This window comes from Xenorhabdus bharatensis, from assembly GCF_037996705.1.
In the GTDB taxonomy this organism is placed as follows: Bacteria; Pseudomonadota; Gammaproteobacteria; order Enterobacterales; family Enterobacteriaceae; genus Xenorhabdus; species Xenorhabdus bharatensis.
Map to the genome: position 1 here is coordinate 69,247 of NZ_JBBMXG010000009.1, position 25,272 is coordinate 94,518.

Here is a 25,272-nt window from a genome sequence, read left to right on the forward strand (position 1 = left end):
GCAAAGAATGAGAATAGAATTCATTTATCACTGGAAGGCCGTGAATAAAAAAGGAAATATTATAACAGGAGAAAAAATAGGTCAGAACAAACAAGTTGTTTTCAACCATCTGAGTCAACTTGACCTACAACCCTATGCCATTAAACGCCGACAGATGATTTATTACAGTGAAAAAGAAATGGCTTATCGGCTACATTTCACCCAACAACTAAATACATTGCTGACATCAGGTATCCCTCTGTTACAGGCTCTTAATATTCTCATACCAGAATGTAAAAATATTATCTGGAGATGCATATTAGCTGATATTACCCACAAAATTAGCCAGGGAGATTCATTCTCCACCGCTTTACAGAATTATCCACAACTATTTTCTCCTTTATTCTGCCAATTTATTGCAATAGGAGAACAAACAGGTCAACTTGAATCTTGTTGTCAATTACTTATTCATCGGCTAGAACAGCAGAATATATTGCATAAAAAATTCCAGAAAGCATATCGCTATCCATTGATAATTTCTCTTGTTACAATAATTATTATTTTATTAATGCTACTTTTTGTTCTCCCAGAATTCAAACAGGTTTATTCTGCATTTGATGCCTCACTACCTTTATTAACACAATGGATCTTATCTTCCTCTGACTTTATGATTGACCATGGCTTTTTTATTTTCATGACAACATTAATAATGGCAATCAGTTATTTATGGTTACGCTCCCGGTTTCCGACATTACACGAAAAAGAAAAAATATTTTTCACCCGATTACCGCTGTTCAAAAAACTCATAACATATCGGCATACCAGTCAGATATTTCATATTCTATTTATGACTCAAAAAGCAGGGTTAACTTTAACCATTGGTTTGGAATGTGCAATGACTGCAACCCACCATCCTTTATTTATAGCTGGAATCAAAAACCTTCATCGACAAATACAGCAAGGTGTACCAATGAGTCATGCACTGAAAAAAGAGTATTGTTTTCCCCCATTATGTAAACAGTTCGTCATAATTGGTGAAGAATCAGGTGAACTTGAGCTATTTTTAGGTAATCTAGCGATATGGTATCAAGAACAATTTATAAACTGTGCTGATAATTTAGCTAACTTACTTGAACCTGTATTAATGCTGCTCATGGCGGTCATTGTAGGCCTGTTACTACTCGCAATGTATTTGCCAATTTTTCAATTGGGTACTATTTTGACGTAACATATTATATACACTGAGTTTCTAGTTATTTTGCGGCAGCACTGATACAAACCGTCCAAGGGAGCGATAACTATGTAGCTGGGGTATTACTGTAAAAACAAGAATTATATATGTTTGTTTATAGCCCATATGCCTCCCTTGAGTTACAATTTATTTATATAGGCTATCAGAATATTTGAAGGATAGAATGACTTATATTGTTGCACTCACAGGTGGAATTGGTAGTGGTAAAACAACTATCTCTAATGTATTTTCATCCCTTGGTGTCCCGCTTGTTGATGCAGATATTATTGCCAGAGAAGTTGTAGCCCCTGGCTCTCCCGCATTACAGATAATCGCTGAACACTTTGGTTCGGATATCCTATTATCGGATGGTAGTTTAAACCGTTCTGGGCTACGCCAGAAAATTTTTGCGGCGCCAGAAGAAAAGCAATGGCTCAATTCACTTCTTCATCCACTAATACACGCAGAAACACAACGGCAACTGAACCAAATCAACGCCCCTTATGCTATTTGGGTCGTCCCTCTGTTAATAGAAAATAATTTAATGCATTTAGCTGACCGAATCTTAGTGGTTGATGTCTCCCCTGAAGTACAAATCAACCGGACAGTCACGCGGGATGGCGTCAGTCGAGAACAAGTTGAAAATATTCTGGCTGCACAGGCCAGCCGCAATGAACGTCTGGAAAAAGCAGATGATGTCATATTAAACGATCAAAAAGAGCAAGATCTCACTGTACGTATAGCTGAATTACATCAACAATATTTGAAACAAGCAGAATTAGTCAGACAGGAAAAACGCAATGAGTGATGCAACCTCTACTATTATTTTTGAACACCCGTTAAATGAAAAGATGCGTTCATGGTTGAGGATTGAATCTTCACTGCAACAACTGGAAAAACAGTCTCATCTGGATTCACAAGCAAACAGTTTGGCATTTTTTCGCACAATCGCCGAGTTAATTGAGATACTGGAACGTGGTGAAGTGCGTTCGGAGTTATTAAAGGAACTGGAACGCCAGCAAATAAAATTAAGACAATGGGTTAGTGCTCCTAATGTAGATACGACGATGGTGCATAGCCTGATAGATCAACTGAAAGAGCGGAGCCTTGCATTACACCATGCTCCCCGCCTTAGCCAGCAGATTAAAGAAGACCGAATCATCAGCATGGTTCGTCAACGGCTCAGTATTCCGGGCGGATGTTGTAGTTTTGATCTACCGACATTGTATCTGTGGCTTCATCTGCCACAGTCTGTCCGGGATGAAACTGTCAGTTCTTGGCTAAACAGTCTCCTACCACTAAAAAAGGCATTAGAAAGCATTCTGGAACTCATACGGCAGTCAACAGCGTTCTCTTCGCAGGTAAGTCATAACGGTTTTTTTCAGGGGAATGCGGGTGATGCCGATCTACTAAGGCTAAAACTAGATATTTCGGAAAACCAATTAATCTATCCGCAAGTTTCAGGCCACAAGACTCGCTTTGCTATCCGTTTTCTGCCAATGGACAGTGAAAATGGTACAGTGCCTGCACATTTGTCATTTGAATTGGCCTGCTGTTAACATACCCTCAAACCAAGCAGGAGAAAACAGCATGTCTGAAATATTGACTGTCGCATGTCCTACATGTGGTCAGGCCGTAATCTGGGGGGAAATTAGCCCGCACCGACCGTTTTGCAGTAAGCGTTGTCAATTAATCGACTTAGGTGAATGGGCTAATGAAGAGAAGAAAATACCAAGTCAGGGTGACAGCACAGAAAATGATGAGTGGAGTGAACTGACTGAGTAGTAAAATCACTTGATGGATTTTAAGACAGACCAATCAAGAGAAAATTTTAGAGAGGGCGAGATAGCATCGAATCAATTCGACGCTATCTTTGTTCCCGTTAGCTCGAAGATTTAGTCAATAAACCAACGATACTACGGTTTGCTGGCGGGAATTCATCAGCAACTAATTCAGTTTGCAGGAGCCAGCGGGAAGGCTGCCCTTCTTTTCCAAATGGCTCATCTTCCCATTGATCAACCATAAAAAAGTAAAGAGTGATATTCCTATCTGTAAATTCATGAGTGATAGTTTCCATCAACTCACAATGAGTTACCGTGATACCAACCTCTTCTTTCAACTCCCTTATTAAGGCTTGTTCTGGTGTTTCTCCCTGTTCAAGCTTTCCTCCCGGAAACTCCCAAAATCCGCCCATATGTGAATCGGCACGACGTTGGGTAATAAAAATTTCATCATTGCTGTTTTTAATAATGCCTGCCGCAATATGCAGATGTTTTTTTTCCATAACGTTTTCCATGATGGTCGTTCTTACAGGCCATAATAAACAGCCTTATGGGAAGATATAATCTCACGAGATCCGCATCAATTCACATTTCTTTTTATCTGCTCCTTCATGCATAAAAGAATATTATATATACTCAACTCATTCCTATTCATAAGAAGTCTATTTTCAAAGTGTATCGCTGCGGCAAGAAAACGTTCCTTAGGCGCTTAGATAATCTATGCTTGTAACTACGCTGACCTGATGAACACGCGGATAACAAAAGGCCATTTTAAGAACGACAAACTTACATTGACAAAACAATACGGCAAAAAGAAGGCAGCTAGAAAATGAATCGAAAAAACAACAAATAAGGTTTTATCCAAAAAAATAAAAAATAATTAAATCACATAATAAAGATTGAGGGAGAATCATTCATGCAATATGAAGGTCAACCATTAATCGAAGCAAGAAAAATAGCCCATCAATTTTCGGGTGAACTCAAACCACTATTTTCCGGTATTGATATTACTCTGCATACAGGGCAACACGCACTGGTAGGCCGTAATGGTATTGGTAAATCCTGGTTAGCATCAATACTGGCAAAACAAACTCCACCATCGGAAGGAAGTGTTAAACATTTTTGTGATGTGGGTTATCTGTCACAAGGTCTGTCTACTTTTACAGGTAGTTCAGCCAACATATTCGGACTCACTGAGATTATCAATGCCAATGAGCGTATTCTTGCTGGTATTGGTGAACCCGCAGATTTTGATGTCATGGAAGGAAACTGGGATTGGCAATTTCAGATCGAATCTTTACTGGCAGAAGGTGAATTGGCTCCAGAGATATTAAATCTCCCCTTTAATTTACTCAGCGGAGGAGAACAGACACGACTGAGGTTACTGTCTCTCAAAAAACAGGGAGCCGGTTTTATGATTCTGGATGAGCCGAGTAACCATCTTGATCGACAAGGACGCCTCTGGTTAGCCCAATGGCTGTCAACTTTCAACGGTGGTATTTTACTGGTTACACATGATACGAAGCTCTTACAGCACGTTTCCGTTGTTTATGAGCTTAGTGGGTTAGGATTATCACGTAGTATTGGTGGCTGGGAAACATGGCTGGACAGCAAAGAACAGTTAAGGCTAGGCATACAGCGCGATGTGGATCAGACCAGAAAAAACCTCAAACAAGCCATACGGGATAAACAAAAAGATCGAGAAAAATCGGACAAAAGGCAGAGCCAAGGGAAACAACGTAGGGAAAATGCTAATCAAGCTAAAATTTTGCTGGATCGCGCATTGGACCGTTCTGAATCCACGCTGTCACGGCTGGCAAAACAGAATGAAGAAAGGCTACAGCGCAGTTCTACCTTAGCCGCTGATGCCAGAGCAAAACTCGACATTATCGATCCTCTGTCAATTGCTGTTGCAACTCCACAGGCAGCAACGCCTCCATTGCTTTATCTACAGGATATTATTTTACCGTTTGGAACAGGTTCCCCTATCAGCTTGACTATCAATAGTGGTGATCGCCTTGCTATTACAGGCAAAAATGGCAGTGGAAAATCGACTTTACTGAAAGTTATGACTGGCTCACTGGCACCAAAACAAGGCACTTATCGCATCACCTCTTCACATCGCTTAATGGACCAGCATTTCTCATTCCTCGATAAAACCCAGTCAGCCTTGTATAACTTTCAATTACAGTCACCAGGCTGGACGGAAGATCGTTATCGTACTCGGCTGGCGCAACTGCGGATGCGAGGAGAAGAAGCACTAAAACCTGTCGGCTATCTAAGTGGAGGAGAACAACTGAAAGTTGCCCTTGCCTGCTTATTTTGTGGGCCTTCCGCACCGGCACTTCTATTGTTGGATGAACCGGATAATCATCTGGATATTGAATCCCGTGAGTTACTCCAGGAAGCGCTACATGATTACACTGGAGCTATGGTATTAATTTCTCATGATGATCAATTTATTGAGAGTATAGGCAATATGCAGGAACTCATACTGGGAGATTAACCGAATAATGTGATTTGATGAGTTGTTAATTTTATGAACTATTATAAATATGCTGAAATCATTTGCACCTAAAAATAATAAAAAACCCCGCCTCAAGTGGCGGGTAATGTATTAGTTCAGGTCTAATCTGAACTAATATACACAGAATAAAATTTAAAATACATTTTATTTCAACGCCTTAAGTAAGGCATTAATACTAATTTGAAAGTAAGTTTCATCTTGTAATCCCTTAGCTGTGATATAAGAGCCCTGCAAAGTAGAAATAATAAGTGTTGTAGCTTCTAATGGCGCTAATGTATTTGATATAGAACCATCAGAAATACATAGTCTAACAAGTTCCTCAATGCATTGTTTCATCCATTTAAAACCTCTTTTAACCTCCTCTGCTAGCTTAGCATCTTCCATTATACGGCGATCTCGAGCCATTTGCCCAATCAAACAACCACGAGTGATATTTCTTTTTTTATGAAGAAAATCAACTAACTTCTCATAAGCACTTTTTTCTGTGTTTAAAATAGTCTCAGTAGCATTAATAAGCTGATTTGTGTTGTATTTAATGGCATAAAAAGCAAGGTCTTCTTTACCTTGAAAATGATGGTATAAACTACCTTGACCAACACCTGAGCGGGTTAAAATATCTTTCGGGCTTGTATTAGCTAGCCCCTTTTCTAAAAGAAGCTCCCCCATTGCCTCAATTAATTTTTGCTTTGAATTTAATTCGTTAGACATTTTCCACCTTAACTTGATAAAACACGCTCTTTTCCAAAAAGCGTGTTTTAATTATGAAATGCAATTTAGGCCATTTGTATGACAGTATCTACTAAGCGGTTAGAAAATCCCCACTCATTGTCATACCAACAGACAATTTTCAACATCCTACCATCAATAACTTTGGTAAGTTTTGCATCAAAAATAGAGGATGCAGGATTATGAATGATATCCGAAGATACAATCTCATCCTCTGTATATTCAAGAATTCCTTTCAATACTGTACTATTAGTTGCTTCTTTAACAATTTTATTTACCATTTCTTCACTGACATCTCGTTCAAGCATGACAGTAAGATCAACCATTGAGCCAGTAATTACAGGTACACGAACTGAACCACCATCAAGTTTACCATTCAGTTCTGGAATCACGATGCCAATAGCTTTGGCCGCTCCTGTTGAAGTAGGTACAATATTCTGAGCTGCACAACGGGCTCTTCTCATATCTTTATGTGGCGCATCTTGTAAATTTTGATCTTGGGTATATGCATGAATTGTTGTCATAAAACCAGAAGCAATTCCAAAATTCTCACTCAAAACTTTTGCTATAGGCGCTAAACAATTTGTTGTACAAGATGCATTCGATACAATGTGATGTTGTTTCTTGTCATAGTATTGGTGATTTACACCTTGGACTATTGTCAAATCAACATTACTCGCAGGAGCTGATATCAATACCTTTCTTGCACCACTATTAAGGTGTGCTATAGCTTTATACCCGTCATTGAAAACACCCGTTGATTCAAGAACAACATCGATATTATGTTTTTCCCATGGCAAATTTTCTGGGTTACGTTCTTGGTAAACGATAATTTCTTTATTACCAATCACAAGTTTGTTTCTATCAACACTTATATCCTTCGGGAATACCCCCAAAGTTGTATCATATTTAAGCAAATGCGCTAATTGATCAATCGATCCCAAATCATTGACAGCAACAATATTGATATCTTGCGGATTTTCTTCTAATGCACGAACAAAATTGCGCCCAATTCTACCAAACCCATTAATAGCTACGTTAATCATAATCATTACCCTTTATTGTATCGCCTAAAAACATACTATTATGTATGTTATAAAATAAAAAGCATTATTCAAATATAGAGATAAAAAATGTTCAAATTGCGACACAATGACACACACATGTCACAAAATTAACAATTATGTGACCTTGATCATAAAATTATCTTATGCATTTCTATACCATGCATGGCACATACCTACTGGTATTTATGTTTAATAATTAGGGAAATGGTAAATGAATAAGGTATCGATATTAGATACAACTTTAAGGGATGGAGAACAGGCACCAGAAAATGCCATGAATCCAGAACAAAAATTAAAAATCGCACTAAAGCTTGAAGAGCTCGGTGTAGATCATATTGAAACAGGATTTCCTGCATCATCAAATTTCGACTATCAAGCAACAAAGTTAATCAGCAAAGAAATTACTCAATCAGGAATTGCAACTTTTTCTCGCACACTAATTAAAGATATCCAATTGGCCTTAGATGCAGCAGGAACAGAAAAAAAACATACAATTCAAATGGTTGCTACAGGAAGCGATCTACATCTAAAAAACAAACGCAATATCACGAGAGCTCAGTCCATTAATGAAGTAATCCAATCTGTTCAATTTGCAAAACAAAATAGTGACTGCCGAATTTCTGTTGGGATAGAAGATGCCAGCAGAGCCGATTTTCTGTTCATGGGTGAAATGGTTCAGGCTTCTGTCGATGCTGGCGCACAGCAGATCATCTTGGCCGATACAACAGGCCACTCCAATCCTCATGAGTTTAAGGAGATTATCAAATTCATAAAATCTCAGGCAGGACAAGGAATTAGTATTTCTACCCACTGTCATAACGATTTAGGCTTGGCACTCGCGAATACGTTAGCCGGTATTGAAGGTGGTGCGGATGAAGTTCAAGTGACTCTGGGTGGGATTGGTGAACGTGCAGGAAATGCATCTTTAGAAATGGTTGCATCTAATTTATATTTTAAAAGCCAGCAGTACAATGCATATACAAATATCGATTTAAGCAAAATGTATTCTACTTATAAAATACTCTGTGAAGTAATTTCCATGCCAATTCCTAGAAATCAACCAATATTCGGTACATATGCTTTTGGAACAGCAGCGGGTATTCACCAGCAAGGAATATTATCCAACCCAGATACATATGAATTTGTAAAACCAAACATCTTTAACCGGCAACGTGAATTTTTCGTTTCTCGTCATTCAGGAAAATCCATTATCAAATATCTTCTTCAACAACAAGGTATTACTAGTGATGTTGAGTTAGTCGAAGAATTATATGAAGTCTATATTAATAGTCGTTCTGAAAGTAATTGTTTAAGCATGAACGAATTACAACAACAAATTAATAAACATATTTTATTAACTACCCAAGTTGCATAAGGTGCCATATGACAAAAAAAGCCATTCTGGTATTAGATGTTATTAATGATTTAGTTCACTCAGAAGGCAGCGTGGGTAAGGATGGGTTTTATAAACAAGCTTATCAACGTGGATTAATCAAAAATATAGATCAATTACTTAACTTTGCAAGAAAAAAAGAAATAACAATCATATATGTTGTAGTCGGTTTTAATGAAAACTATAATGAATGGTCTCCAAAATCAAAACTTTTTAAGCATGTTAAAGAAAAAAAACAAATTGTCTTAGGTGAATGGTCAACTCAAATTCATGAGGATATTCTTCCACAAGGAAGGGAAATAATTATTCAAAAGAATAGAATAGATCCATTCTTTAACACTAACTTAGATCTCATATTACGTACAAATAATATTGAAGAAATTGTTTTAACAGGAGTTTCTTCCGAATTTGTTGTATTATCTACAGCATTATCAGCTCATGATAGAGATTACAATGTTGTAGTTCTAGAGGATTGTATATCATCATCAGATCTTCATAGTCATGAATGTGCCATACACATTATTAACAAAATTGCCGATGTAATGTGTTCAACTAATTTTAAAACAAAAGTTAATATTTAAAATGAAACCACTATATACATTTACTGAACAAGAAAAAAAACAAATAGAAAAAATAATAAAAACCAACCCTTACAACCCATACACTCAATATTCTGAATTTAAAGACTACATTGCATCTATTATAATAAATCATCCATTGCCAGAGAATCTAGTTAAGGTATGCAAAATAATTGTTGATGACCGGATTAAGAATGGCAATCATGTACACGTTATTAAAAATTGCCCTATAGATCTAAAACTACCTAACTTAGACTTAAATAACCCTGTACAACATAAATATGAATCAAAATTAACATATATTGGTGAAGGATTTTTAGAATTAATCTCTCAAATTCAGAAAACCCCTTTATTTTCTTATAAAAGCAGAAATAATGGTGACTATTTTACGGACCTAGTTTCATTCAACAAATTCAAAGGGAAAAAGACTGGATTTACCGATGGCGATTTAATTTATCATAGTGACCGTTCATATCATCCTGTCCGGGCAGACTATGTATCACTACTTGGTCTGCAAGTAACCGAATCAGAACTTATTTATACAACTTATATGGATGTCAAAGAGTTAAAAAAATACCTAAGTAAAGAGATTATTTCAATACTTGAGAAAGAGATATTTCAAACTGATGTTGATGATCGATCAAAAGAAAATAATAGTAGTTGGCAAAGTTCAGCTACCCATGCAATTTTCTTAAAAGGAAATTTGATTCGCTACCAGGATACTTTTACCCGGCCAATTGATCATAACAACATTGATGCGATCAAAGCTATTCTTGAATTAAAACATGCAATGAGTAAAAGTGAGAAATTACGCCATATGATAAAAAAAGGGGATTTACTCATCTTTGGAAACCAAAGTGGGATCCATAACCGTGAATGGATTGATGTAAAAAATCCAGAAGAAGGACGAAAGCGGTGGCTTTTAAAAACTTATAGCCTCGACAATGAAGAAAAAGTTCAACAGTATTCTAAGTGGGCTACAAAACAAGATCCTTACTGTATTACAGATAATTAATCGAAAATAAAATGGAAAATTTATTAAATTTTGATACGGTAAGAAATTCTTTACCAAAACTATTAGTCGGTTCTTTAAGTGAAAATTTACATTCAGAAAATTTAAAATTCGAATCAATTAATAAAAGTGGTAGAGCAAGTGCTGAAGTACATTGGCTTTTTAAACCAGAAGAAGCAAATGGCTCAGCTGCTGCAATTATTCATTATTATGCCGGCGGTAGTGCACCGCCTCATTTGCACACTGGATTTGAATTAATTTATATATTAGAAGGAGAAATGAAAACTTCTACTGGAATAGTTAAGAAGAATGATCTCGTATTACTTAAACCTGGCTCTATTCACGAATCAAGTAGTGAAATAGGTTGTGTTGCTTTAATTATCTGGCAAAAACCAGTAACCGTTATTAACGAATAAACTAATATCTAAATTTGTATCTGAAGATAATTTAATTAAAAATAACATTTTTTATTAATTATATTTTTTAATCTACTTTGGTAATAGTAATGAATAATAAAAGTAGTTATAGATGGTTTATCCTAATTGTTGGTGTGTTAGCGCAAGCAACATTTGCAATGGGTTTCGCAGGAATACCAGTAACAGGTATTTTGATGAGGGATGATTATCACTTTTCTCTCTTCAGTCTAGGAGTTGTTTTAGGTGCTATGGGGTTAGGAGTTGCTATCTCAGAAATATTTTGGGGGATGCTTACAGATAAACTTGGCGATAAAACAGTATTAATTCTTGGCTTATGGTTATCTGCAAGTGCTTTTACCTATATTTCATTCTTTTTGACACCAGAAAACAGTGAAACTGTTAATTATTTACACCTTAGTACTGCATTAATGGCTGCTGGTGCATTCGGTGGTAGCATTAACTCCTCTTCAGGACGTACCGTTATGTCTTGGTTTGATGATACTGAGCGAGGTTTCGCAATGAGTATACGCCAAACTGCAATCCCTATAGGCGGAGCAATTGGAACAGGGTTATTACCTTGGATAGCCTATTCTTATGGTTTTCAAATCACATTTATTATTTTGGCTATTACTGGGCTTTCTGTAGGTATTTTTGTCTTAATTTTCGTTAATTCTAAACATGCTGAAATAAAAAATACTCATCCTACAAATTTCAACATAAAGTCACCTCTAAAAAAGATAGAAGTATGGAAAGTAACACTCGCTGCAGGTTTTCTTACTGTACCACAAATGGCTGTACTAACTTTTGGTGGTGTTTATATGAAGGATATTTTACATATAAACTTATCCCTTATAGCATTCATTCTAATCGGTGTTCAGATCGGTGGTGGTGCATTACGCATTTGGTCAGGTTATTACACTGATAAAAAAAAGAATAGAATTCAATTAATAAAGCAACTTTCTGTTTTAGGTGGTATTTCTTCATTAATACTTTGCTTTGTCGTAGACAGTACTATTTTTGGGATCATTTTACTTATTCTAACTGGGCTTTTTGGTCATGCATGGCATGGTATTGCTTATACAGAAACCGCCGTTAAAGCGGGTGTTGAACGTGCAGGAACAGCACTTGGTATGATTGGAACAACCGTGTTTATATCCTCATTTTTAACACCAATAATGATCTCCCGTATTTTAGATTGCTATAACTGGACTATTGTTTGGGGTATTGTCGGTTTGTTAACACTAGTTTCTCTTTTATGTCTCATAGATAATAAAAAATTAAAAATAGTCAAACTTAATAGTGATATATAAATGTATAAAAAAACTATCTCTCAAAAAATATGGGAATCTCATAGTGTAAAATCATTAGGAAAAGATGAAGTTTTACTTTATATCGATTTACATCTTCTCCATGAGATAAATACACCTCAAGCCTTTGAAAGCATAAATAATAAAAAAATAGCAGTCCGAAGACCCGATAAAACACTAGCGACGGAAGATCACAATACCCCAACCACGTCTATTTTAGATATAGATAAAGATACATCAACTTGGACTCAAATACGTTTACTCAGAGAAAATTGCAGCAAATACGGAATAGAACAAAATAAGTTAGGTGATTATAATCAAGGTATTACACATGTCATTGCACCTGAACAAGGTAGAGTTTTACCTGGTTCTACCGTCGTTTGTTGTGATTCTCACACCACTACTCATGGCGCTTTTGGGGCACTTGCTTTTGGTATTGGTACAAGCCAAGTGGAGCATGTTCTCGCAACACAAACACTACGAGCCATTCCCTTTAGATCTATGTGCATTGAAGTTAGCAAACAGCTTCCTAAAGGCACGAGCGCTAAAGACTTAGCCCTGACCATCATCAACCAAATTGGAACCGGTGGAGGCCAAGGCTATGTAATTGAATATCGAGGAGATGCTATCAAATCCCTTTCAATGGAACAAAGAATGACACTGTGTAATATGAGTGTAGAAGCAGGTGCCAGCGCTGGAATTATCTCTCCTGATGAAAAAACCATTGAATATTTAAAAAAAGCTTTTGCACTGAAAGGAGAGCATATCGAACAAAAAACAATAGATACGTGGTTGTCATATGCTACTGATTCAGGTGCTGTCTTTGATAAACATATTAAAATGGATGCGTCAACAGTAAGAAATAGAATTACCTGGGGTACTAATCCCTCTCAATCAGTACCTGTAGGAGAGCATATTCCTTTCATAAAAGATATAAAAAATACAAGTGAGAATATTGCTGCAATACAAGCATTAAAATATATGAAATTAAATGAAGGTCAAAATATTTCAACCTTAAAAATAACAAACGTTTTTGTCGGATCTTGCACTAATGGCCGTATAGAAGATTTAAGGATTGTCGCTGAAATTTTAAAAAATAATAAAGTTCATCAGGATGTTCACATGCTAATTGTACCCGGTTCTATGGCCGTTCTCAGACAAGCTCTTGATGAAGAATTGGATAAAATATTTGAGGGCGCAGGTGCTGATTTTCGTTCACTTTCAGGATGTTCTTTATGTGTTGGTTTAAATACCGATAAGTTAGATGCCAACAAAAGAACAGTATCGACAAGTAATCGTAATTTTGAGGGACGTCAAGGACCGGGAGTTCGTACACATATTGCTTCTCCTGCGATTGCTGCTGCTACTGCAATCCGAGGTTTTATATCAACACCAGCGGATATCGGAAAATAACATTATGATTCGAAATGTTTATCGTGGCAGAGGTATGCCACTTGTCAAAAACAATATCGATACAGATCAAATTATGCCTGCCAGATTCTGTTATCGCCATACTCGACGTGGTCATGATAATTCTGTATTTGGTGATTGGCGTGAAGATGCTAATTTCATCATGAATAATCCAAATTACCAAAGGGCTACTATTCTCGTCACTGGACGTGAATTTGCAACAGGTTCTTCGCGTGAATATGCTGTTTGGGGATTAAAAGATTGGGGATTCAAAGTCATTATTGCTCCCAGTTTTGGAGATATTTTTTATAAGAATGCTTCTATTAATGATCTCTTACCAATAATATTGAATGAAAGTGATATTGAAACTATTTGGGAAATGCTTTTTGACGATTATTATATGGAAATATCTATAGATTTACATCAAGAAATAGTTATTGCAAAAGATATAAAATTCAAGTTAACAATCGATCCTATTGTGAAAAAACGATACATAGAAGACTTGGATGATATAGAAGATTCTCTGACTTATCTACATACAATAGAAAAATTTGAAATTAATAACGAAAAATAATTATGAATACAATTACAATTATTGGAAGTGGTCCACGTGGAATGTCTGTTTTGGAAAGATTAGTTACTCGCCTTAATGACAATTCGGAGAAGTATAACTTAGATATTATTCTTGTTGATTACCATAAAATAGGCCAAGGTAGAGTTTGGGATAGTTCACAAAGTGAAAATTATATCATGAATACTCTATCTACTGAAATATCAGCATTTTCAGGGCATGGTCCTATAGAGGAAGCCCGTCCAGGACATGGCCCATCTTTCGCTGAGTGGTGGAAAAATGAATTTGATGATTTTGAAAAATATCAAGGGTATGCTCCTAGAAAATATTACGGGAAATATTTAGAGTTTGTTTATAAAACTATTAAAAAACACTTACCTATTGGTATCAGACTCATCGAATGTAACGATTTAATAATAGATATAGAAAAAGATAATGACGGGTACTATGTCGTTTCTAAAAACCATCTAAAATGGAAAAGTAATGCCATAATTCTTACTACTGGGCATTCTAAAAATGAATATTCAGATAAAATAAATAAACTATCTAATTTTGCTGAGAGAAATTCAGAAATTAATTTTTTTGGTGATGGTTATGCCAGCGAAATGGTACTTTCCAGCATAAAACCTAATGAAAATGTTGGTATTATCGGGTTAGGATTATCATTTTTTGATATTATCTCAGAACTTACAGAGGGTCGAGGAGGACAATTCGTTGAAAAAAATGGTGAGTTTATTTACCTTCCATCAAAATTAGAACCAAATTTATATTGTGGCTCCCGAAGTGGACTCCCTATTCTTGCTCGTGGAAAAAATGAAAAATCATCAGACTATAAACATGAACATAGAATATTTACTATTTCTAAGGTAAAAAAGTTAAGAAGCAAGAGAAAAAACAATTTAGATTTTATCGAAGATATCTGGAAACTTCTTGAATCTGAAGTTAACTATGTTTATTTCAATCAGATTATTATTAATGAGGTAGGAATTAATTCATCTAAAGCCTTTAACTCTGCTATTGTCAATGACAATATTGAAGATAGCAAAAAATTATCACTAATTGCATCTGAAATATTAGGAAGAGAGGTTTTATCTTTAAATCTCAAAACACTAGCCAGGCCTTTTAGTAAAAAAGGATTTAATAATATAGAAGAGTGGGAAAATAGTCTAATTTCGTTGTTAAGCGATGATTTATCTGAAGCTGAAAGTGGTAATATCAGCTCCCCTTTAAAATCAGCACTAGATGTTTTAAGGAACTCAAGAGATAATATCAGAGCTGCGGTAGATTTTGGTGGTTTATCTCCTAATGATCATAAACTATTCTTATACGAATATTTACCAATTATTACTTTACTATCTGCTGGGCCACCATTGTTTAGAATAAAACAATTAATTGCACTCATTAAAGCAAGAGTTGTAACTATTGTTCCTCCTAACATGGATATTTCATATAATGATAAAACATATATATTATGCTCTGAAGCAGTAAATCACTATCAACAATCTGTGACAACTTTAATTGATGCCAGAATACCAGCAGTTTCGCTACAGACGGATAAAAATCCTTTGATAAAAAATCTGTTTAATAAAGGAATATTTTCTCCCTTCGTAAATCATGGCGATAATAATTTAGCCTTTGTTACTGGAGGTGTTAATGTCACAACTTCACCATTTCATCCTATTGGTGCCGATAATGAGATTCATCGTAATTTGTTTGTATTAGGTATTCCAACAGAACATACCCGTTGGTTTATGCAATCAGGTAGTAGTCGTCCATCTCATTGGATCGATTTTATGATTGATGCTGATTCAATTGCAAACTCTGCTTTAAAAACGATCAATTAATTATAAATAAGAGTTAAATTTTATCTTTTATTAATGGTAACATTAAGGAATAAATATGTTCGAAGCTTACGAAAAATCTGTATTTGATCCTATCTCTATTGTTTCTGCTCAATTTCTGGCTGACTCTCGCCCTGAAAAATTAAATTTATGTATAGGTTATTTTGAGAGTGAAATCACAAAAAACAATGGGTTTACTGTATTAGAAAAAATAAGAAAAAATAAATCAAAAGTAGGCTTTAATATCCTTGGGGAAGAGTCTTTTAGGGAAGCAATTAAATCATTATTAAAAACTCAATCATCACAAGAATATAACTTATCAGTTGTCCAAACTATTGGCGCCTCAGGTGGATTATGGCTTATATTTACACTTCTTCAACGCTTTACTCATAGTAACCGTGTATGGTTTAGTACGCCTACCTGGAGTAATCACCTTGAAATTGCAAAGAATACAAATCTTGAAATATCTCGATATAGATATCAGTTAGATAATCATGGTAAATTAGAAATGGATAAACTGATACATGATATTAGTACAATAAAATGTGGTGATATTCTAGTTTTACAAGGTTGCTGTCACAATCCTCTAGGTGTTGACCTTAGTATTACTCAATGGAAAAAATTAGCTCAATATGTTAAGCATCTCGGAGCACATCTGGTTATAGATTTTGCCTATTTTGGCCTGAGTAATGGTATTGAAAGAGATAAATCAATATTTCTACCATTATTTAGCGAATTAGAACATTTTTTTGTCGTTAATTCTTTTTCTAAAAATCTCGGATTATATGGTGAGAGAATAGGTGCTTTATCTTTTTTCTCTCGCTCAAATGAATATCGAGAAAAATTTGAAGTATTAGCAAAAAAAATCATTCGTTCTACTTATTCAATGCCTCCTCAAAGAATAGCAAAAGACATTGCTGACATCATATCGTCAAACGATTTATCCCAACTATGGTATAAAGAAATTTATACACTTAGAGAAACGCTTTTAAAAAGAAAAAACTCATTATTAAATGTTTTAAGAAATCATGGACTTCTTCATATAGTCGCTAATCCTAAAAGCCACGGAATGTTCTTAAATTTGAACCTAACGGAGCAAGAAGTCACTACGCTCGCTAAAGAATTTGGAATATATATTTTACCAAATGGAAGGCTCAGTTTAGCAAGCCTTCAACTTGAAGATATAAACCAGCTTGTAGAAGCTATCTGTATAATTAAAAAATAAAAATCAGGTTCAATAATGTATACCAATATTCAAGCTAGAAAAAGCGACCCTATCTTTGCTCTTAATGAAATGTTTCTCCATGATAAAAGATCAAAAAAAATAGATCTTGGTGTCGGTGTATTTAAAAATGACAACGATATAACTCCATTAATGAAATCAGTGGAGTTAGCAGAAAAACAAGTCATAAATAACCAAAATACAAAAGTATATAAAGGACTTAATGGTAACGAGGAATTCAATCAAGCAATAGGCAAACTACTTATAGAAAGTTCATCAGTCAGATTACGCTCAGCAATTATACAAACGACAGGTGGCAGTGGTGCACTTAGGCTTATTTCAGATTATATCTACTCAATAAACCCTTCCACTACAGTATGGGTTAGCAATCCTAGTTATGCCAATCACTATCCTATTTTGAATGATGCAGGATTGAAAGTAACTCACTATAACTATATTAATACTGAAACAAAAATGGCTGATGTTGATGCCATTATTTCTTCACTTATGTTAGCAAAACGAGGAGATATTATTTTATTACATGGCTGTTGTCATAATCCTACAGGCGCAGATTTAAGCATAAAACAGTGGTCAATTTTATCTGAATTTATGATTCGTAAGGGTTTAACCCCATTCATTGATATTGCATATCATGGTCTAGGTGATGGATTAGAGGAAGACGCTGCTGGATTGAATATTATACTCAACCAATTTGACGAAGTTTTTATAACAACCTCTTGCTCTAAAAACTTTGGCTTATATGCTGAGCGAGTTGGTGCTGCAATTATTGTGTGTAAACATTCTTATTCTGTTCAATATGTTAGAAAACATATGGCAAACTTAGTATTAAATTCTTATGCGATGCCTCCCAATCATGGTGCCCAAATAGTCAGCCAGATCCTTAATGATTGCTCATTAAAAAAACTATGGGAATTAGAGTTATATGAAATGAGAAATAGAATTATAGAAAACAGATTTTTATTCTATAGATCATTAAAAAGTACAGGGTATTATGATGATATATCTTTTATATTGAAACATAAAGGAATGTTCTCAGCCTTTGGCTGGCAAGATCAAATTATTGATAGATTAAGAGAAGAAAATTGCATTTATATTGTAAAAGGAGGAAGAATAAATTTTGCCGCTATGCCGAAAAGTAAAATAGATAGAATTACCTCATGCATTTATTCTGCGTATAAAAATTTTGACTACATTAAATAATGAAATTTCTGTCATGAAAAATTTCAACTATAAAAAATAAACGTAAAATAAAAATTGTTGTAAGAGGATAATATGGTAAAAGGCATGCAAAAATCAACGCTAAATCGTGGTTTAAAAAACAGACATATACAATTTATTGCGCTTGGTGGATCCATAGGAACAGGCTTATTTTTAGGGGTTGGGCAAACTATTAAAATGGCAGGGCCTGCTGTATTATTAGGGTATGCGATCGCAGGCTTTTTTGCCTTTATCATCATGCGGCAGTTAGGAGAAATGATTGTTGAAGAACCAGTCGCCGGATCATTTAGTTACTTTGCAAATAAATATTGGGGTAGTTTTGCTGGTTTCTTATCTGGCTGGAATTACTGGTTCATGTTTATTCTTGTAGGAATGACTGAATTAACAGCTATAGGAATATACATTCAATATTGGTGGCCAAATTTACCAACATGGGTTCCTGCAGCAATCGCTTTTTTTTTAATTAATACTATTAATTTTGCCAATGTTCGTCTATATGGTGAGACAGAATGTTGGCTATCAATCATTAAGGTTGTTGCGGTTGTTTGTATGAGCATATTCGGATTATACTTATTACTAAACGAAAAAGACCAAGACCAGGCAATATTAGCAAATTTATGGCAGCATGGTGGTTTTATGCCAAATGGATTTAGTGGATTGTTTATGTCAATGGCTACTATCATGTTTTCATTTGGGGGCTTAGAAGCAATAGGTGTCACAGCAGCTGAAGCTACGAATCCACAAGTTATCCTACCTAAAGCAATTAAACAAATTATTTATCGTATAATTATATTTTATATTTTCTCTTTATTTATACTTCTCTCATTATGCCCATGGCAAAATATTGTAAATGGAATTAGCCCATTTGTACTTATTTTTCATAATATAAATAGTTACTGGGTATCAAATGTATTAAACATTGTTGTATTAATTGCAGCTTTATCCGTTTACAACAGCGGTGTATACTGCAATAGTCGGATATTATATGGATTGGCAAAGCAAAGGAACGCACCTCAGCTATTAGCTCAAACCAACAGATACAATGCTCCTATTGTATCAATAGCATTTTCAGCATTAATAACATCCATAGGCATTTTACTTAATTACATTCTACCAGATAAAGCATTTGAGATTCTAATGTCATTGGTTGTGACAACATTAGTTATTAACTGGTTCATGATATGTTTATCACATATGAAGTTTCGAAAACAGAAAAATGGCACAAAATCAAAATTCAAATCATTTTGGTATCCATTTGATAATTATTTATGTCTTATTTTCCTATCCTTAATTCTAATTATCATCATGATGATCGATGAAATAAGAATCTCAGTTATTATTATGCCATTATGGATTGGTTTTCTATGGTTAAGCTTTATTCTTTTAAATAAGCACAAAGAAAATAATAAGATTAAACTATAATATAAATTTAATTCACTTATGCTATGCAAAATGAGTTTCAACTACATAATATCTGCAACTAAAAGGTGCTCGCTGTAAAGCGAGCAATATACTAAAAACTGTATAAACACAGGTTATGAGTTTTCCCTCATTTCTATAATCTCAATCGGCCTGTCAAAGCGTAAATGCTCATCAAGAGCCATGGGGATTAACCAGCGTAAATTGTAAATAACGTTATCAGGTAATAATTGTGCTTCATAAATATTAACAATTTCTTTTTCAACAGATTTTGCAGAATAAACTCTGTCATCATACGTATAGAGGAAATTAACCTGATAAGCATCAGGACGAGTCAGCACAGTAAATAATTTCCATTCTTCAGGCTGAGTATTAATTCCTGCTTCCTCAGCAAATTCCCGTGCCATTGCCTGTTGAGGCGTTTCACCTGTTTCTATTTTTCCGCCAATACCGTTGAGTTGACCTTTCTGCCAGCTGGGTTGTAATTTAGAAATAAGAACAACATGCTTCTTATCTTCAGAAAACATAAAACCGGTCACATAATGAATCATTATCTTCCTTTCCTCGTTACTGCGCTATTAATATTACTGTACTATTAAAGTTTGTTCTCTATCAGGGCCATGCGAAATGTATTTAATCGGGACTCCTGCATAATCCTGAATAAAATTGAGAAAATCAATTAGTTCAGCAGGCAGCTCTGTAAAGTAAGTATACGATGCGTTCAGCTCTCCCCAGCCTTTAAAAACTTTATAGACAGGTTTAACTTTCTCAAGCTGCAATAATGCGTTATCACAGCACACCTGTTCATTATCAATTTCATATGCGATAGCTACCTTAATTTCATCTAATCCCGCTAAAACATCAGTATTAGTTATCGCCAGTTCTGTTACCCCATTAAGTTTTACCGCATGCTTGATCAAGCATAGATCCAACCAGCCACAGCGCCTTGGCCTTTTGGAAACAGTACCATACTCGTTTCCACGCTCCCGGATATAGTCAGCCTGTTCAGCCTGTAGTTCAGTCGGGAATGGGCCATTACCAACCCGGATCATATAGGCCTTCATCACACCGACAATATGCATTTTCTGCGCCGGTATACCAATCATGGCAAAACAGGTTTGAACCAGAGTCTGATACGCGACAGTATAAGGATAAGTACCAAAACTGTTATCTAAAAAAGTAGCTTGTGATGTTTCAAGTAAGATATCTTCACCGGCATTCAATAAGTCACGGATGGCTTCATTAGTAAATGTAAAATAAGGCTCGATCTTTTTTCCATATTGATGTGTTATTTCTAACATATCCTCAAAATCTAAAGTCGAATTATCATTAAAAACGTGACTGATTTGTTTTTCCCTGATGCCCCAAAGAAATTCTAATTTGCTTCTGAGTTTTTCTTTATCCAGAGTATCAATAAGCCGAATACCATGTCGGTTCGATTTATCTTCAACACAGGCACCCACACCTACGCCCACAGATCCGATTTTATTCTTACCTTTATATTTTTCAGATGCTTTATTTAACTCTGCGTGTAATGGTAATACAATATGGCATCGGGGATCAATTGAGATGTTGGAGTTAATATTTTCTCTTTTTATAAACTCAATTTCTTTCACAAGTACCGGAAGGCTAATTAATGCCCCCTGACAAATATAAAGATTCTTTTTATTAAGTGATGCCGGTAATTGAGAAAAAGACCCTCTTATATTCCCATATTGCACACAATGGCCTGCATTGGCTCCGCCATTAAATCTGGCAATGTTATTTACACCACCAGATAAGTAATCAACAAATTTACCCTTTCCTTCATCGCCAAATTGAAGCCCAACCACAGATATTAACATGAGTGCACATCTCCCATTTATAAATCGTCTTTTAAATGGTGTTTTCTTTTATATTTTAATAAGAATATAAATTTAATGATTTATATCATTCAGCGAATTATACAAAACATGAATCGCTTCATTTAAAAACATAATAAAGAATACGTCATTTAAAATGATAGTGATGATAAAAATTATTTATTTCAATAAATTAATATTTACTTATTTACTGACTAAGTAATCCGCCATTAATAAAGCCTCGTTTAATGTATCAACAACGGGTACACCTGCAGCTTCAAGGCTTAAACGGCTATGCGTTCCACCAGTGTAAAGAATGGCATGAGTACCTGCGGCTAGTGCTGCAATAGCATCATCGGTTGCATCACCAATCACGACACTCTTTTCAGGAGCAATATTGATCTTTTTAATGTGGTTAGCTAATTGCTCAGACTTTCCGGTAGTCAATAGCGGTGTATTTCTGCCATCAACGTGGGTAAAAAATTTAGTAATACCGTGGTTATCAATCATCGGAACTAATTCTTCATGCTGCATCAATGAGCATAACGATTGGGTCGCACCTGACTGATAGCGGGCAGCAAGCAGGTCACTCACTCCTTCTGCTAAATTTGCTTTTTGTATACCGGGCCGATAATGGGTGTTAAATGTTTTTCCTATGATTGACCATTCAGCAGAGGATGGTTCGCGTCCAATAACCTGCTTATAGAAAATTTGCACTGGTACACAATAATATTCCCGATATTGTTCCAGTGTCAGTGGTTCAATCCCAATTTCTGCAAGTGCTAAATTTGTTGCGCTTACTGAAACATTAACATCATTCAGTAGTGTGCCATTCCAGTCCCAAATAATATGTGCTGTTGCCATGATCAATTAACTTCCTTAGCTATATTTGCCTGTTCCGAACAATTTGCACCAAACTCCCGGTTGCGGGATAAACATTCAGGGCATTGCTGCGCAATATCTCTAAATGCATCAATGGGTTGGTCATAGTCCACTTTTTGGGGAATTGCCAGAGTAGATAAAAAACCCAGTAATTCAGGTGCCCAAGTAGAATCTTTCAACGTGTCATACAAGACAGACAATAAACTATACGAATAGCTGACCCAATCCGCTGTAGTTGTATGGGAATGAGTTGTATGGGCATGTTTCCCCTCATCAGTTGAGAGCTGGTTAACTAAGTGATTCAGTATCTTATGATGTCTGAAACACCAAGGGGTCAATACATCCAAAAATTCGGGGCTGAATACACGATCAGAATATCCGTACACACGGGTACGCAATAGTTTTTCCCAATGCAATTCTGTGGCCCGTAGCTTTGGCCTTATTCCGGTCCGGGTTATAACCAGATCCCTGACCTGTCGTAAGGTATCTCCGGTTCCACAATTATCATCAATAATCGAAATAGAATGCCCGGATGGAATGTTACGTCCCCAGATATGATGATTATTGCTACATGCATCATCATAGCGGGAAACTTTCACTAAATTGAGTTCACTATTCCATGCTGCGGCCGTTACTGCGGCTGTCGCAGCACCGCCTAACATAACCCCGATAACGGCAGAGTCAGGGCATACATCTATTTGTGCAGCAGCCAGTGTTAACAGGTGATTATCTCCCTCAATATATGTTCTTGGTACCTGATGCCCCGTACCAGCCGGAAGTTTCAGGTTTTGAAATAATGAAAGAGAAAAACCGGATTTTCTTCCCGTCAATGTTGAACAGACAATTTCAGCACACGCTTTCACCCCATCAATAAAAGGTACAATGTCTTCATTAGTAATCTGTGGAACACCTAATAAACTGTCGATAATACGTAACAGTTTCACCAGACAATGATCAGCTAATATATATTTTGAAGGCACTGCGCATTGTTTATCTGTGCACTGGAGTGTAATGATGATGCCTGCATAATATTTTACTGTTGCCAATAATTCATCACAGGTTTTGGGTTCGTAATAAGCAACGCCTCGAGAACTGAGGAAATTCTGTTTCTTCGTGACGACTCCCGGAAGTGCCATCACTTCTTTCATCAGGTAATTTGTTCCGGCGATAGCACGTAACTCGCCTAATAAACCAACAGCACGCAGGTCTAAAGTAAATGGAACAACTGAAGAAGGTGAAAGAAACTCAGCCATATTTAACCTCTTTGAGCTTGCGTTTTTGGTGTTCGGGTTGCCGCAATGGCTTCTTCAAGTGGCACTTTACCGATATGTAACGCCTGACCAAGAATGGCTCCTTCAACTCCCTGATCATACATACCGGCTAAAATACGTAGATCATCGATGCTTGAGACTCCACCACCAGCAATGACCGGTGATGACGTTTTTGCGCATACTTCACTCAGAAGAGTAAAATTGGGGGAGCTCATCATACCGCCCCGCTCAACATCAGTGACGACATAACGCTGGCATCCCTGTCTTTCCAGACCTTCAAGAATATCCCAAAGCTTGCCGTTATTGACATTCCACCCATGAGTTGCCAGTTGATAACCTTCCGGTGTACTCCTTACATCCAACGCAATAGCAATCTTATCGCCATATTCGCCAATAGCTCTGGCACACCAATCGGGGTTTTCTAATACAGCGGTTCCTAAATTTACCCGCTGACATCCGGTTGCCAATACCCGGCTCAAGATCTCTTCATTCCTGATACCGCCACAGACTTGTACATTAATATCGACCGCCTCGATAACATCAGCAATCAAGTGACTGTTTGAACCTCTGCCTGACGCAGCATCAAGATCAACTACATGTATCCATTTTGCTCCGGCATTTTGCCAGGCTAATGCGACTTCTGCCGGAGTACCTAAAGGCCGCCGTAATGTTGAGCTTTCACCACGAGTTAGACGAATTGCAGAATTTGATGTCATCGCTATTCCATCGACAATATCAACTGAAGGAAACACCTCGAACGCTTTAGTACCTATCATTTACCCACCTGATTTATGACAAATATATTTCCTGAATTTAATAACAAAGATCATTAATGTGATTACCACTCATTGCTGAATAAACAATGTGTATTTTGAATCACCAAATAACATTCACATTAGTTTATATTAATAATTTCAGTTAACCATTTCTAAAAATCATAATAAGAAAAAGAAATGACTTTTCAATAAAGTTATTTTGTTACGTATTTTTATTTTTTTATAGCAAACAAATAAAATAAAGGCAGAAATAAAAACCGACAACCAAAAACAAACACCCACACTATCTGGTTATTATCTTTTCATCAGAATAATATTCTTAATATGACCTATCTAATAGGTTTCAGATTACGTTGAAATGGAAAAAAACGAATCCATTCAGCATAGATAACTCTCTATTTATAACCATAATAACCAAAGGGATGTATAGAACTAACAAAGAAGAAACTTGAAACATGAAGGCTATATTTACTATAAATGAGTTAAAGCCATATCAATTATAAAAATACATTTATTAAAAATAATCATTTTCATGAGGAAAAACATGTCGAGAAAGATAGAAGTCAATAATAAAAAAGAAAAGTTATCTCTGGGAATTATTTTAACACTCGCAATGGCATTACCTATACACAATGGATTTCAAGATGCATCGCGGCGGCAAGGGAGTTCATCCCCGGAAGCATAGATAACTATGTGACCGGGGTGAATGAGCGCAGCCAACAAAGAGGCAACTTGAAAGACGAAGTGTATATGCTGATTCTTTACGCATGTGGAACACTAGCC

25 protein-coding genes are annotated in these 25,272 nt (G+C 35.9%); 17 read left to right on the forward strand and 8 right to left on the reverse strand.

The genetic code is table 11. The features are described 5' to 3' along the window. Positions 1 to 7 precede the first annotated feature (7 nt). The 4 genes from hofC (at position 8) to yacG (ending at position 2,995) form a co-directional block, all read left to right on the forward strand. Complete coding sequence (gene hofC, locus AAC855_RS10265; RefSeq protein WP_340609450.1) at positions 8 to 1,207, forward strand: protein transport protein HofC; 1,200 nt, start codon at positions 8 to 10, stop codon at positions 1,205 to 1,207. A gap of 187 nt (positions 1,208 to 1,394) precedes the next feature. Then, positions 1,395 to 2,018 carry a dephospho-CoA kinase gene (gene coaE / locus AAC855_RS10270; protein ID WP_340609451.1) on the forward strand — a complete coding sequence of 208 codons (624 nt, stop codon included), beginning with the start codon at positions 1,395 to 1,397 and terminating at the stop codon, positions 2,016 to 2,018. After that, positions 2,011 to 2,769: a cell division protein ZapD gene (gene zapD, locus AAC855_RS10275; RefSeq protein WP_340609452.1), complete on the forward strand. Its 759-nt coding sequence runs from the start codon at positions 2,011 to 2,013 to the stop codon at positions 2,767 to 2,769. The genes coaE and zapD overlap by 8 nt, the downstream gene beginning before the upstream one ends. 31 nt (positions 2,770 to 2,800) lie before the next feature. Further along, complete coding sequence (yacG, locus tag AAC855_RS10280) at positions 2,801 to 2,995, forward strand: DNA gyrase inhibitor YacG (RefSeq protein WP_340609453.1); 195 nt, start codon at positions 2,801 to 2,803, stop codon at positions 2,993 to 2,995. A gap of 97 nt (positions 2,996 to 3,092) precedes the next feature. Here yacG and mutT read toward each other — a convergent pair whose 3' ends face one another. Beyond that, positions 3,093 to 3,494, reverse strand: a complete 402-nt coding sequence (mutT, locus tag AAC855_RS10285) for an 8-oxo-dGTP diphosphatase MutT (RefSeq protein WP_340609454.1) — start codon at positions 3,492 to 3,494, stop codon at positions 3,093 to 3,095. 413 nt (positions 3,495 to 3,907) lie between these two features. Between mutT and AAC855_RS10290 the strand changes: the two genes are divergently transcribed. Next, the gene (locus AAC855_RS10290) at positions 3,908 to 5,497 is read left to right on the forward strand and encodes an ATP-binding cassette domain-containing protein (RefSeq protein WP_340609455.1); all 1,590 of its coding nucleotides are present in this window, start codon (positions 3,908 to 3,910) and stop codon (positions 5,495 to 5,497) included. 165 nt (positions 5,498 to 5,662) lie between these two features. Here the strand turns inward: AAC855_RS10290 and AAC855_RS10295 are convergent, their stop codons facing one another. Together AAC855_RS10295 and gap are read right to left on the reverse strand one after the other, a co-directional pair. Beyond that, positions 5,663 to 6,226 carry a TetR/AcrR family transcriptional regulator gene (locus AAC855_RS10295; RefSeq protein WP_340609456.1) on the reverse strand — a complete coding sequence of 188 codons (564 nt, stop codon included), beginning with the start codon at positions 6,224 to 6,226 and terminating at the stop codon, positions 5,663 to 5,665. A gap of 65 nt (positions 6,227 to 6,291) precedes the next feature. After that, a complete protein-coding gene (gap, locus tag AAC855_RS10300) occupies positions 6,292 to 7,290 on the reverse strand; it encodes a type I glyceraldehyde-3-phosphate dehydrogenase (RefSeq protein ID WP_340609457.1) in 999 nt (332 codons plus the stop codon). Between the two features lie 232 nt (positions 7,291 to 7,522). On the opposite strand from gap, the gene AAC855_RS10305 reads away from it, so the two are divergent. From AAC855_RS10305 to AAC855_RS10355, 11 genes are all read left to right on the forward strand, one after another. Continuing rightward, complete coding sequence (locus tag AAC855_RS10305; protein ID WP_340609458.1) at positions 7,523 to 8,686, forward strand: LeuA family protein; 1,164 nt, start codon at positions 7,523 to 7,525, stop codon at positions 8,684 to 8,686. A gap of 8 nt (positions 8,687 to 8,694) precedes the next feature. Further along, the gene (locus AAC855_RS10310) at positions 8,695 to 9,285 is read left to right on the forward strand and encodes a cysteine hydrolase family protein (protein WP_340609459.1); all 591 of its coding nucleotides are present in this window, start codon (positions 8,695 to 8,697) and stop codon (positions 9,283 to 9,285) included. Position 9,286: 1 nt separating this feature from the next. Next, complete coding sequence (locus AAC855_RS10315) at positions 9,287 to 10,297, forward strand: TauD/TfdA family dioxygenase (RefSeq protein ID WP_340609460.1); 1,011 nt, start codon at positions 9,287 to 9,289, stop codon at positions 10,295 to 10,297. Between the two features lie 11 nt (positions 10,298 to 10,308). Beyond that, positions 10,309 to 10,710: a cupin domain-containing protein gene (locus AAC855_RS10320; protein ID WP_340609461.1), complete on the forward strand. Its 402-nt coding sequence runs from the start codon at positions 10,309 to 10,311 to the stop codon at positions 10,708 to 10,710. An 89-nt stretch (positions 10,711 to 10,799) separates the two neighbouring features. Continuing rightward, entirely contained in the window at positions 10,800 to 12,020 is a 1,221-nt protein-coding gene (locus tag AAC855_RS10325; RefSeq protein ID WP_340609462.1) for an MFS transporter, read from the forward strand. After that, a complete protein-coding gene (gene leuC, locus AAC855_RS10330; protein WP_340609463.1) occupies positions 12,021 to 13,430 on the forward strand; it encodes a 3-isopropylmalate dehydratase large subunit in 1,410 nt (469 codons plus the stop codon). It abuts the gene before it with no gap. 4 nt (positions 13,431 to 13,434) lie between these two features. After that, positions 13,435 to 14,001, forward strand: coding sequence for a 3-isopropylmalate dehydratase small subunit (gene leuD, locus AAC855_RS10335; protein WP_340609464.1), 567 nt, complete (start codon positions 13,435 to 13,437; stop codon positions 13,999 to 14,001). Positions 14,002 to 14,003: 2 nt separating this feature from the next. Further along, positions 14,004 to 15,842, forward strand: coding sequence for an FAD/NAD(P)-binding protein (locus AAC855_RS10340; protein WP_340609465.1), 1,839 nt, complete (start codon positions 14,004 to 14,006; stop codon positions 15,840 to 15,842). Positions 15,843 to 15,897: 55 nt separating this feature from the next. Then, the gene (locus tag AAC855_RS10345; RefSeq protein WP_340609466.1) at positions 15,898 to 17,064 is read left to right on the forward strand and encodes an aminotransferase class I/II-fold pyridoxal phosphate-dependent enzyme; all 1,167 of its coding nucleotides are present in this window, start codon (positions 15,898 to 15,900) and stop codon (positions 17,062 to 17,064) included. A 15-nt stretch (positions 17,065 to 17,079) separates the two neighbouring features. Further along, positions 17,080 to 18,282 carry an amino acid aminotransferase gene (locus tag AAC855_RS10350; RefSeq protein WP_340609467.1) on the forward strand — a complete coding sequence of 401 codons (1,203 nt, stop codon included), beginning with the start codon at positions 17,080 to 17,082 and terminating at the stop codon, positions 18,280 to 18,282. A 72-nt stretch (positions 18,283 to 18,354) separates the two neighbouring features. Then, positions 18,355 to 19,722 (forward strand): amino acid permease, encoded by a 1,368-nt coding sequence (locus tag AAC855_RS10355; protein WP_340609468.1) that lies wholly within the window; start codon positions 18,355 to 18,357, stop codon positions 19,720 to 19,722. Positions 19,723 to 19,835: 113 nt separating this feature from the next. On the opposite strand, the gene AAC855_RS10360 is transcribed toward AAC855_RS10355, so the two are convergent. The 5 genes from AAC855_RS10360 to AAC855_RS10380 form a co-directional block, all read right to left on the reverse strand. Beyond that, positions 19,836 to 20,270, reverse strand: a complete 435-nt coding sequence (locus AAC855_RS10360; protein ID WP_340609469.1) for an NUDIX domain-containing protein — start codon at positions 20,268 to 20,270, stop codon at positions 19,836 to 19,838. Between the two features lie 33 nt (positions 20,271 to 20,303). After that, positions 20,304 to 21,563: an adenylosuccinate synthase gene (locus AAC855_RS10365; RefSeq protein WP_340609470.1), complete on the reverse strand. Its 1,260-nt coding sequence runs from the start codon at positions 21,561 to 21,563 to the stop codon at positions 20,304 to 20,306. Between the two features lie 201 nt (positions 21,564 to 21,764). Continuing rightward, on the reverse strand, positions 21,765 to 22,424 hold the full coding sequence (locus AAC855_RS10370; RefSeq protein ID WP_340609472.1) for an HAD family hydrolase: 660 nt from the start codon (positions 22,422 to 22,424) through the stop codon (positions 21,765 to 21,767). A 2-nt stretch (positions 22,425 to 22,426) separates the two neighbouring features. Then, positions 22,427 to 23,695 carry a hypothetical protein gene (locus AAC855_RS10375; RefSeq protein ID WP_340609473.1) on the reverse strand — a complete coding sequence of 423 codons (1,269 nt, stop codon included), beginning with the start codon at positions 23,693 to 23,695 and terminating at the stop codon, positions 22,427 to 22,429. A gap of 2 nt (positions 23,696 to 23,697) precedes the next feature. Next, complete coding sequence (locus tag AAC855_RS10380) at positions 23,698 to 24,489, reverse strand: HisA/HisF-related TIM barrel protein (RefSeq protein ID WP_340609474.1); 792 nt, start codon at positions 24,487 to 24,489, stop codon at positions 23,698 to 23,700. Between the two features lie 544 nt (positions 24,490 to 25,033). On the opposite strand from AAC855_RS10380, the gene AAC855_RS10385 reads away from it, so the two are divergent. Further along, positions 25,034 to 25,174, forward strand: coding sequence for a hypothetical protein (locus AAC855_RS10385; protein ID WP_340609475.1), 141 nt, complete (start codon positions 25,034 to 25,036; stop codon positions 25,172 to 25,174). The last annotated feature ends 98 nt before the right edge of the window (positions 25,175 to 25,272 follow it).

What these genes read in the sequence shown, in the direction of transcription:
- hofC (WP_340609450.1), top strand. Translation starts at nt 8, where the DNA reads ATGAGAATAGAATTCATTTATCACTGGAAGGCCGTGAATAAAAAAGGA.
- coaE (WP_340609451.1), top strand. Translation starts at nt 1,395, where the DNA reads ATGACTTATATTGTTGCACTCACAGGTGGAATTGGTAGTGGTAAAACA.
- zapD (WP_340609452.1), top strand. Translation starts at nt 2,011, where the DNA reads ATGAGTGATGCAACCTCTACTATTATTTTTGAACACCCGTTAAATGAA.
- yacG (WP_340609453.1), top strand. Translation starts at nt 2,801, where the DNA reads ATGTCTGAAATATTGACTGTCGCATGTCCTACATGTGGTCAGGCCGTA.
- mutT (WP_340609454.1), bottom strand. Translation starts at nt 3,494, where the DNA reads ATGGAAAAAAAACATCTGCATATTGCGGCAGGCATTATTAAAAACAGC.
- AAC855_RS10290 (WP_340609455.1), top strand. Translation starts at nt 3,908, where the DNA reads ATGCAATATGAAGGTCAACCATTAATCGAAGCAAGAAAAATAGCCCAT.
- AAC855_RS10295 (WP_340609456.1), bottom strand. Translation starts at nt 6,226, where the DNA reads ATGTCTAACGAATTAAATTCAAAGCAAAAATTAATTGAGGCAATGGGG.
- gap (WP_340609457.1), bottom strand. Translation starts at nt 7,290, where the DNA reads ATGATTAACGTAGCTATTAATGGGTTTGGTAGAATTGGGCGCAATTTT.
- AAC855_RS10305 (WP_340609458.1), top strand. Translation starts at nt 7,523, where the DNA reads ATGAATAAGGTATCGATATTAGATACAACTTTAAGGGATGGAGAACAG.
- AAC855_RS10310 (WP_340609459.1), top strand. Translation starts at nt 8,695, where the DNA reads ATGACAAAAAAAGCCATTCTGGTATTAGATGTTATTAATGATTTAGTT.
- AAC855_RS10315 (WP_340609460.1), top strand. Translation starts at nt 9,287, where the DNA reads ATGAAACCACTATATACATTTACTGAACAAGAAAAAAAACAAATAGAA.
- AAC855_RS10320 (WP_340609461.1), top strand. Translation starts at nt 10,309, where the DNA reads ATGGAAAATTTATTAAATTTTGATACGGTAAGAAATTCTTTACCAAAA.
- AAC855_RS10325 (WP_340609462.1), top strand. Translation starts at nt 10,800, where the DNA reads ATGAATAATAAAAGTAGTTATAGATGGTTTATCCTAATTGTTGGTGTG.
- leuC (WP_340609463.1), top strand. Translation starts at nt 12,021, where the DNA reads ATGTATAAAAAAACTATCTCTCAAAAAATATGGGAATCTCATAGTGTA.
- leuD (WP_340609464.1), top strand. Translation starts at nt 13,435, where the DNA reads ATGATTCGAAATGTTTATCGTGGCAGAGGTATGCCACTTGTCAAAAAC.
- AAC855_RS10340 (WP_340609465.1), top strand. Translation starts at nt 14,004, where the DNA reads ATGAATACAATTACAATTATTGGAAGTGGTCCACGTGGAATGTCTGTT.
- AAC855_RS10345 (WP_340609466.1), top strand. Translation starts at nt 15,898, where the DNA reads ATGTTCGAAGCTTACGAAAAATCTGTATTTGATCCTATCTCTATTGTT.
- AAC855_RS10350 (WP_340609467.1), top strand. Translation starts at nt 17,080, where the DNA reads ATGTATACCAATATTCAAGCTAGAAAAAGCGACCCTATCTTTGCTCTT.
- AAC855_RS10355 (WP_340609468.1), top strand. Translation starts at nt 18,355, where the DNA reads ATGGTAAAAGGCATGCAAAAATCAACGCTAAATCGTGGTTTAAAAAAC.
- AAC855_RS10360 (WP_340609469.1), bottom strand. Translation starts at nt 20,270, where the DNA reads ATGATTCATTATGTGACCGGTTTTATGTTTTCTGAAGATAAGAAGCAT.
- AAC855_RS10365 (WP_340609470.1), bottom strand. Translation starts at nt 21,563, where the DNA reads ATGTTAATATCTGTGGTTGGGCTTCAATTTGGCGATGAAGGAAAGGGT.
- AAC855_RS10370 (WP_340609472.1), bottom strand. Translation starts at nt 22,424, where the DNA reads ATGGCAACAGCACATATTATTTGGGACTGGAATGGCACACTACTGAAT.
- AAC855_RS10375 (WP_340609473.1), bottom strand. Translation starts at nt 23,695, where the DNA reads ATGGCTGAGTTTCTTTCACCTTCTTCAGTTGTTCCATTTACTTTAGAC.
- AAC855_RS10380 (WP_340609474.1), bottom strand. Translation starts at nt 24,489, where the DNA reads ATGATAGGTACTAAAGCGTTCGAGGTGTTTCCTTCAGTTGATATTGTC.
- AAC855_RS10385 (WP_340609475.1), top strand. Translation starts at nt 25,034, where the DNA reads ATGTCGAGAAAGATAGAAGTCAATAATAAAAAAGAAAAGTTATCTCTG.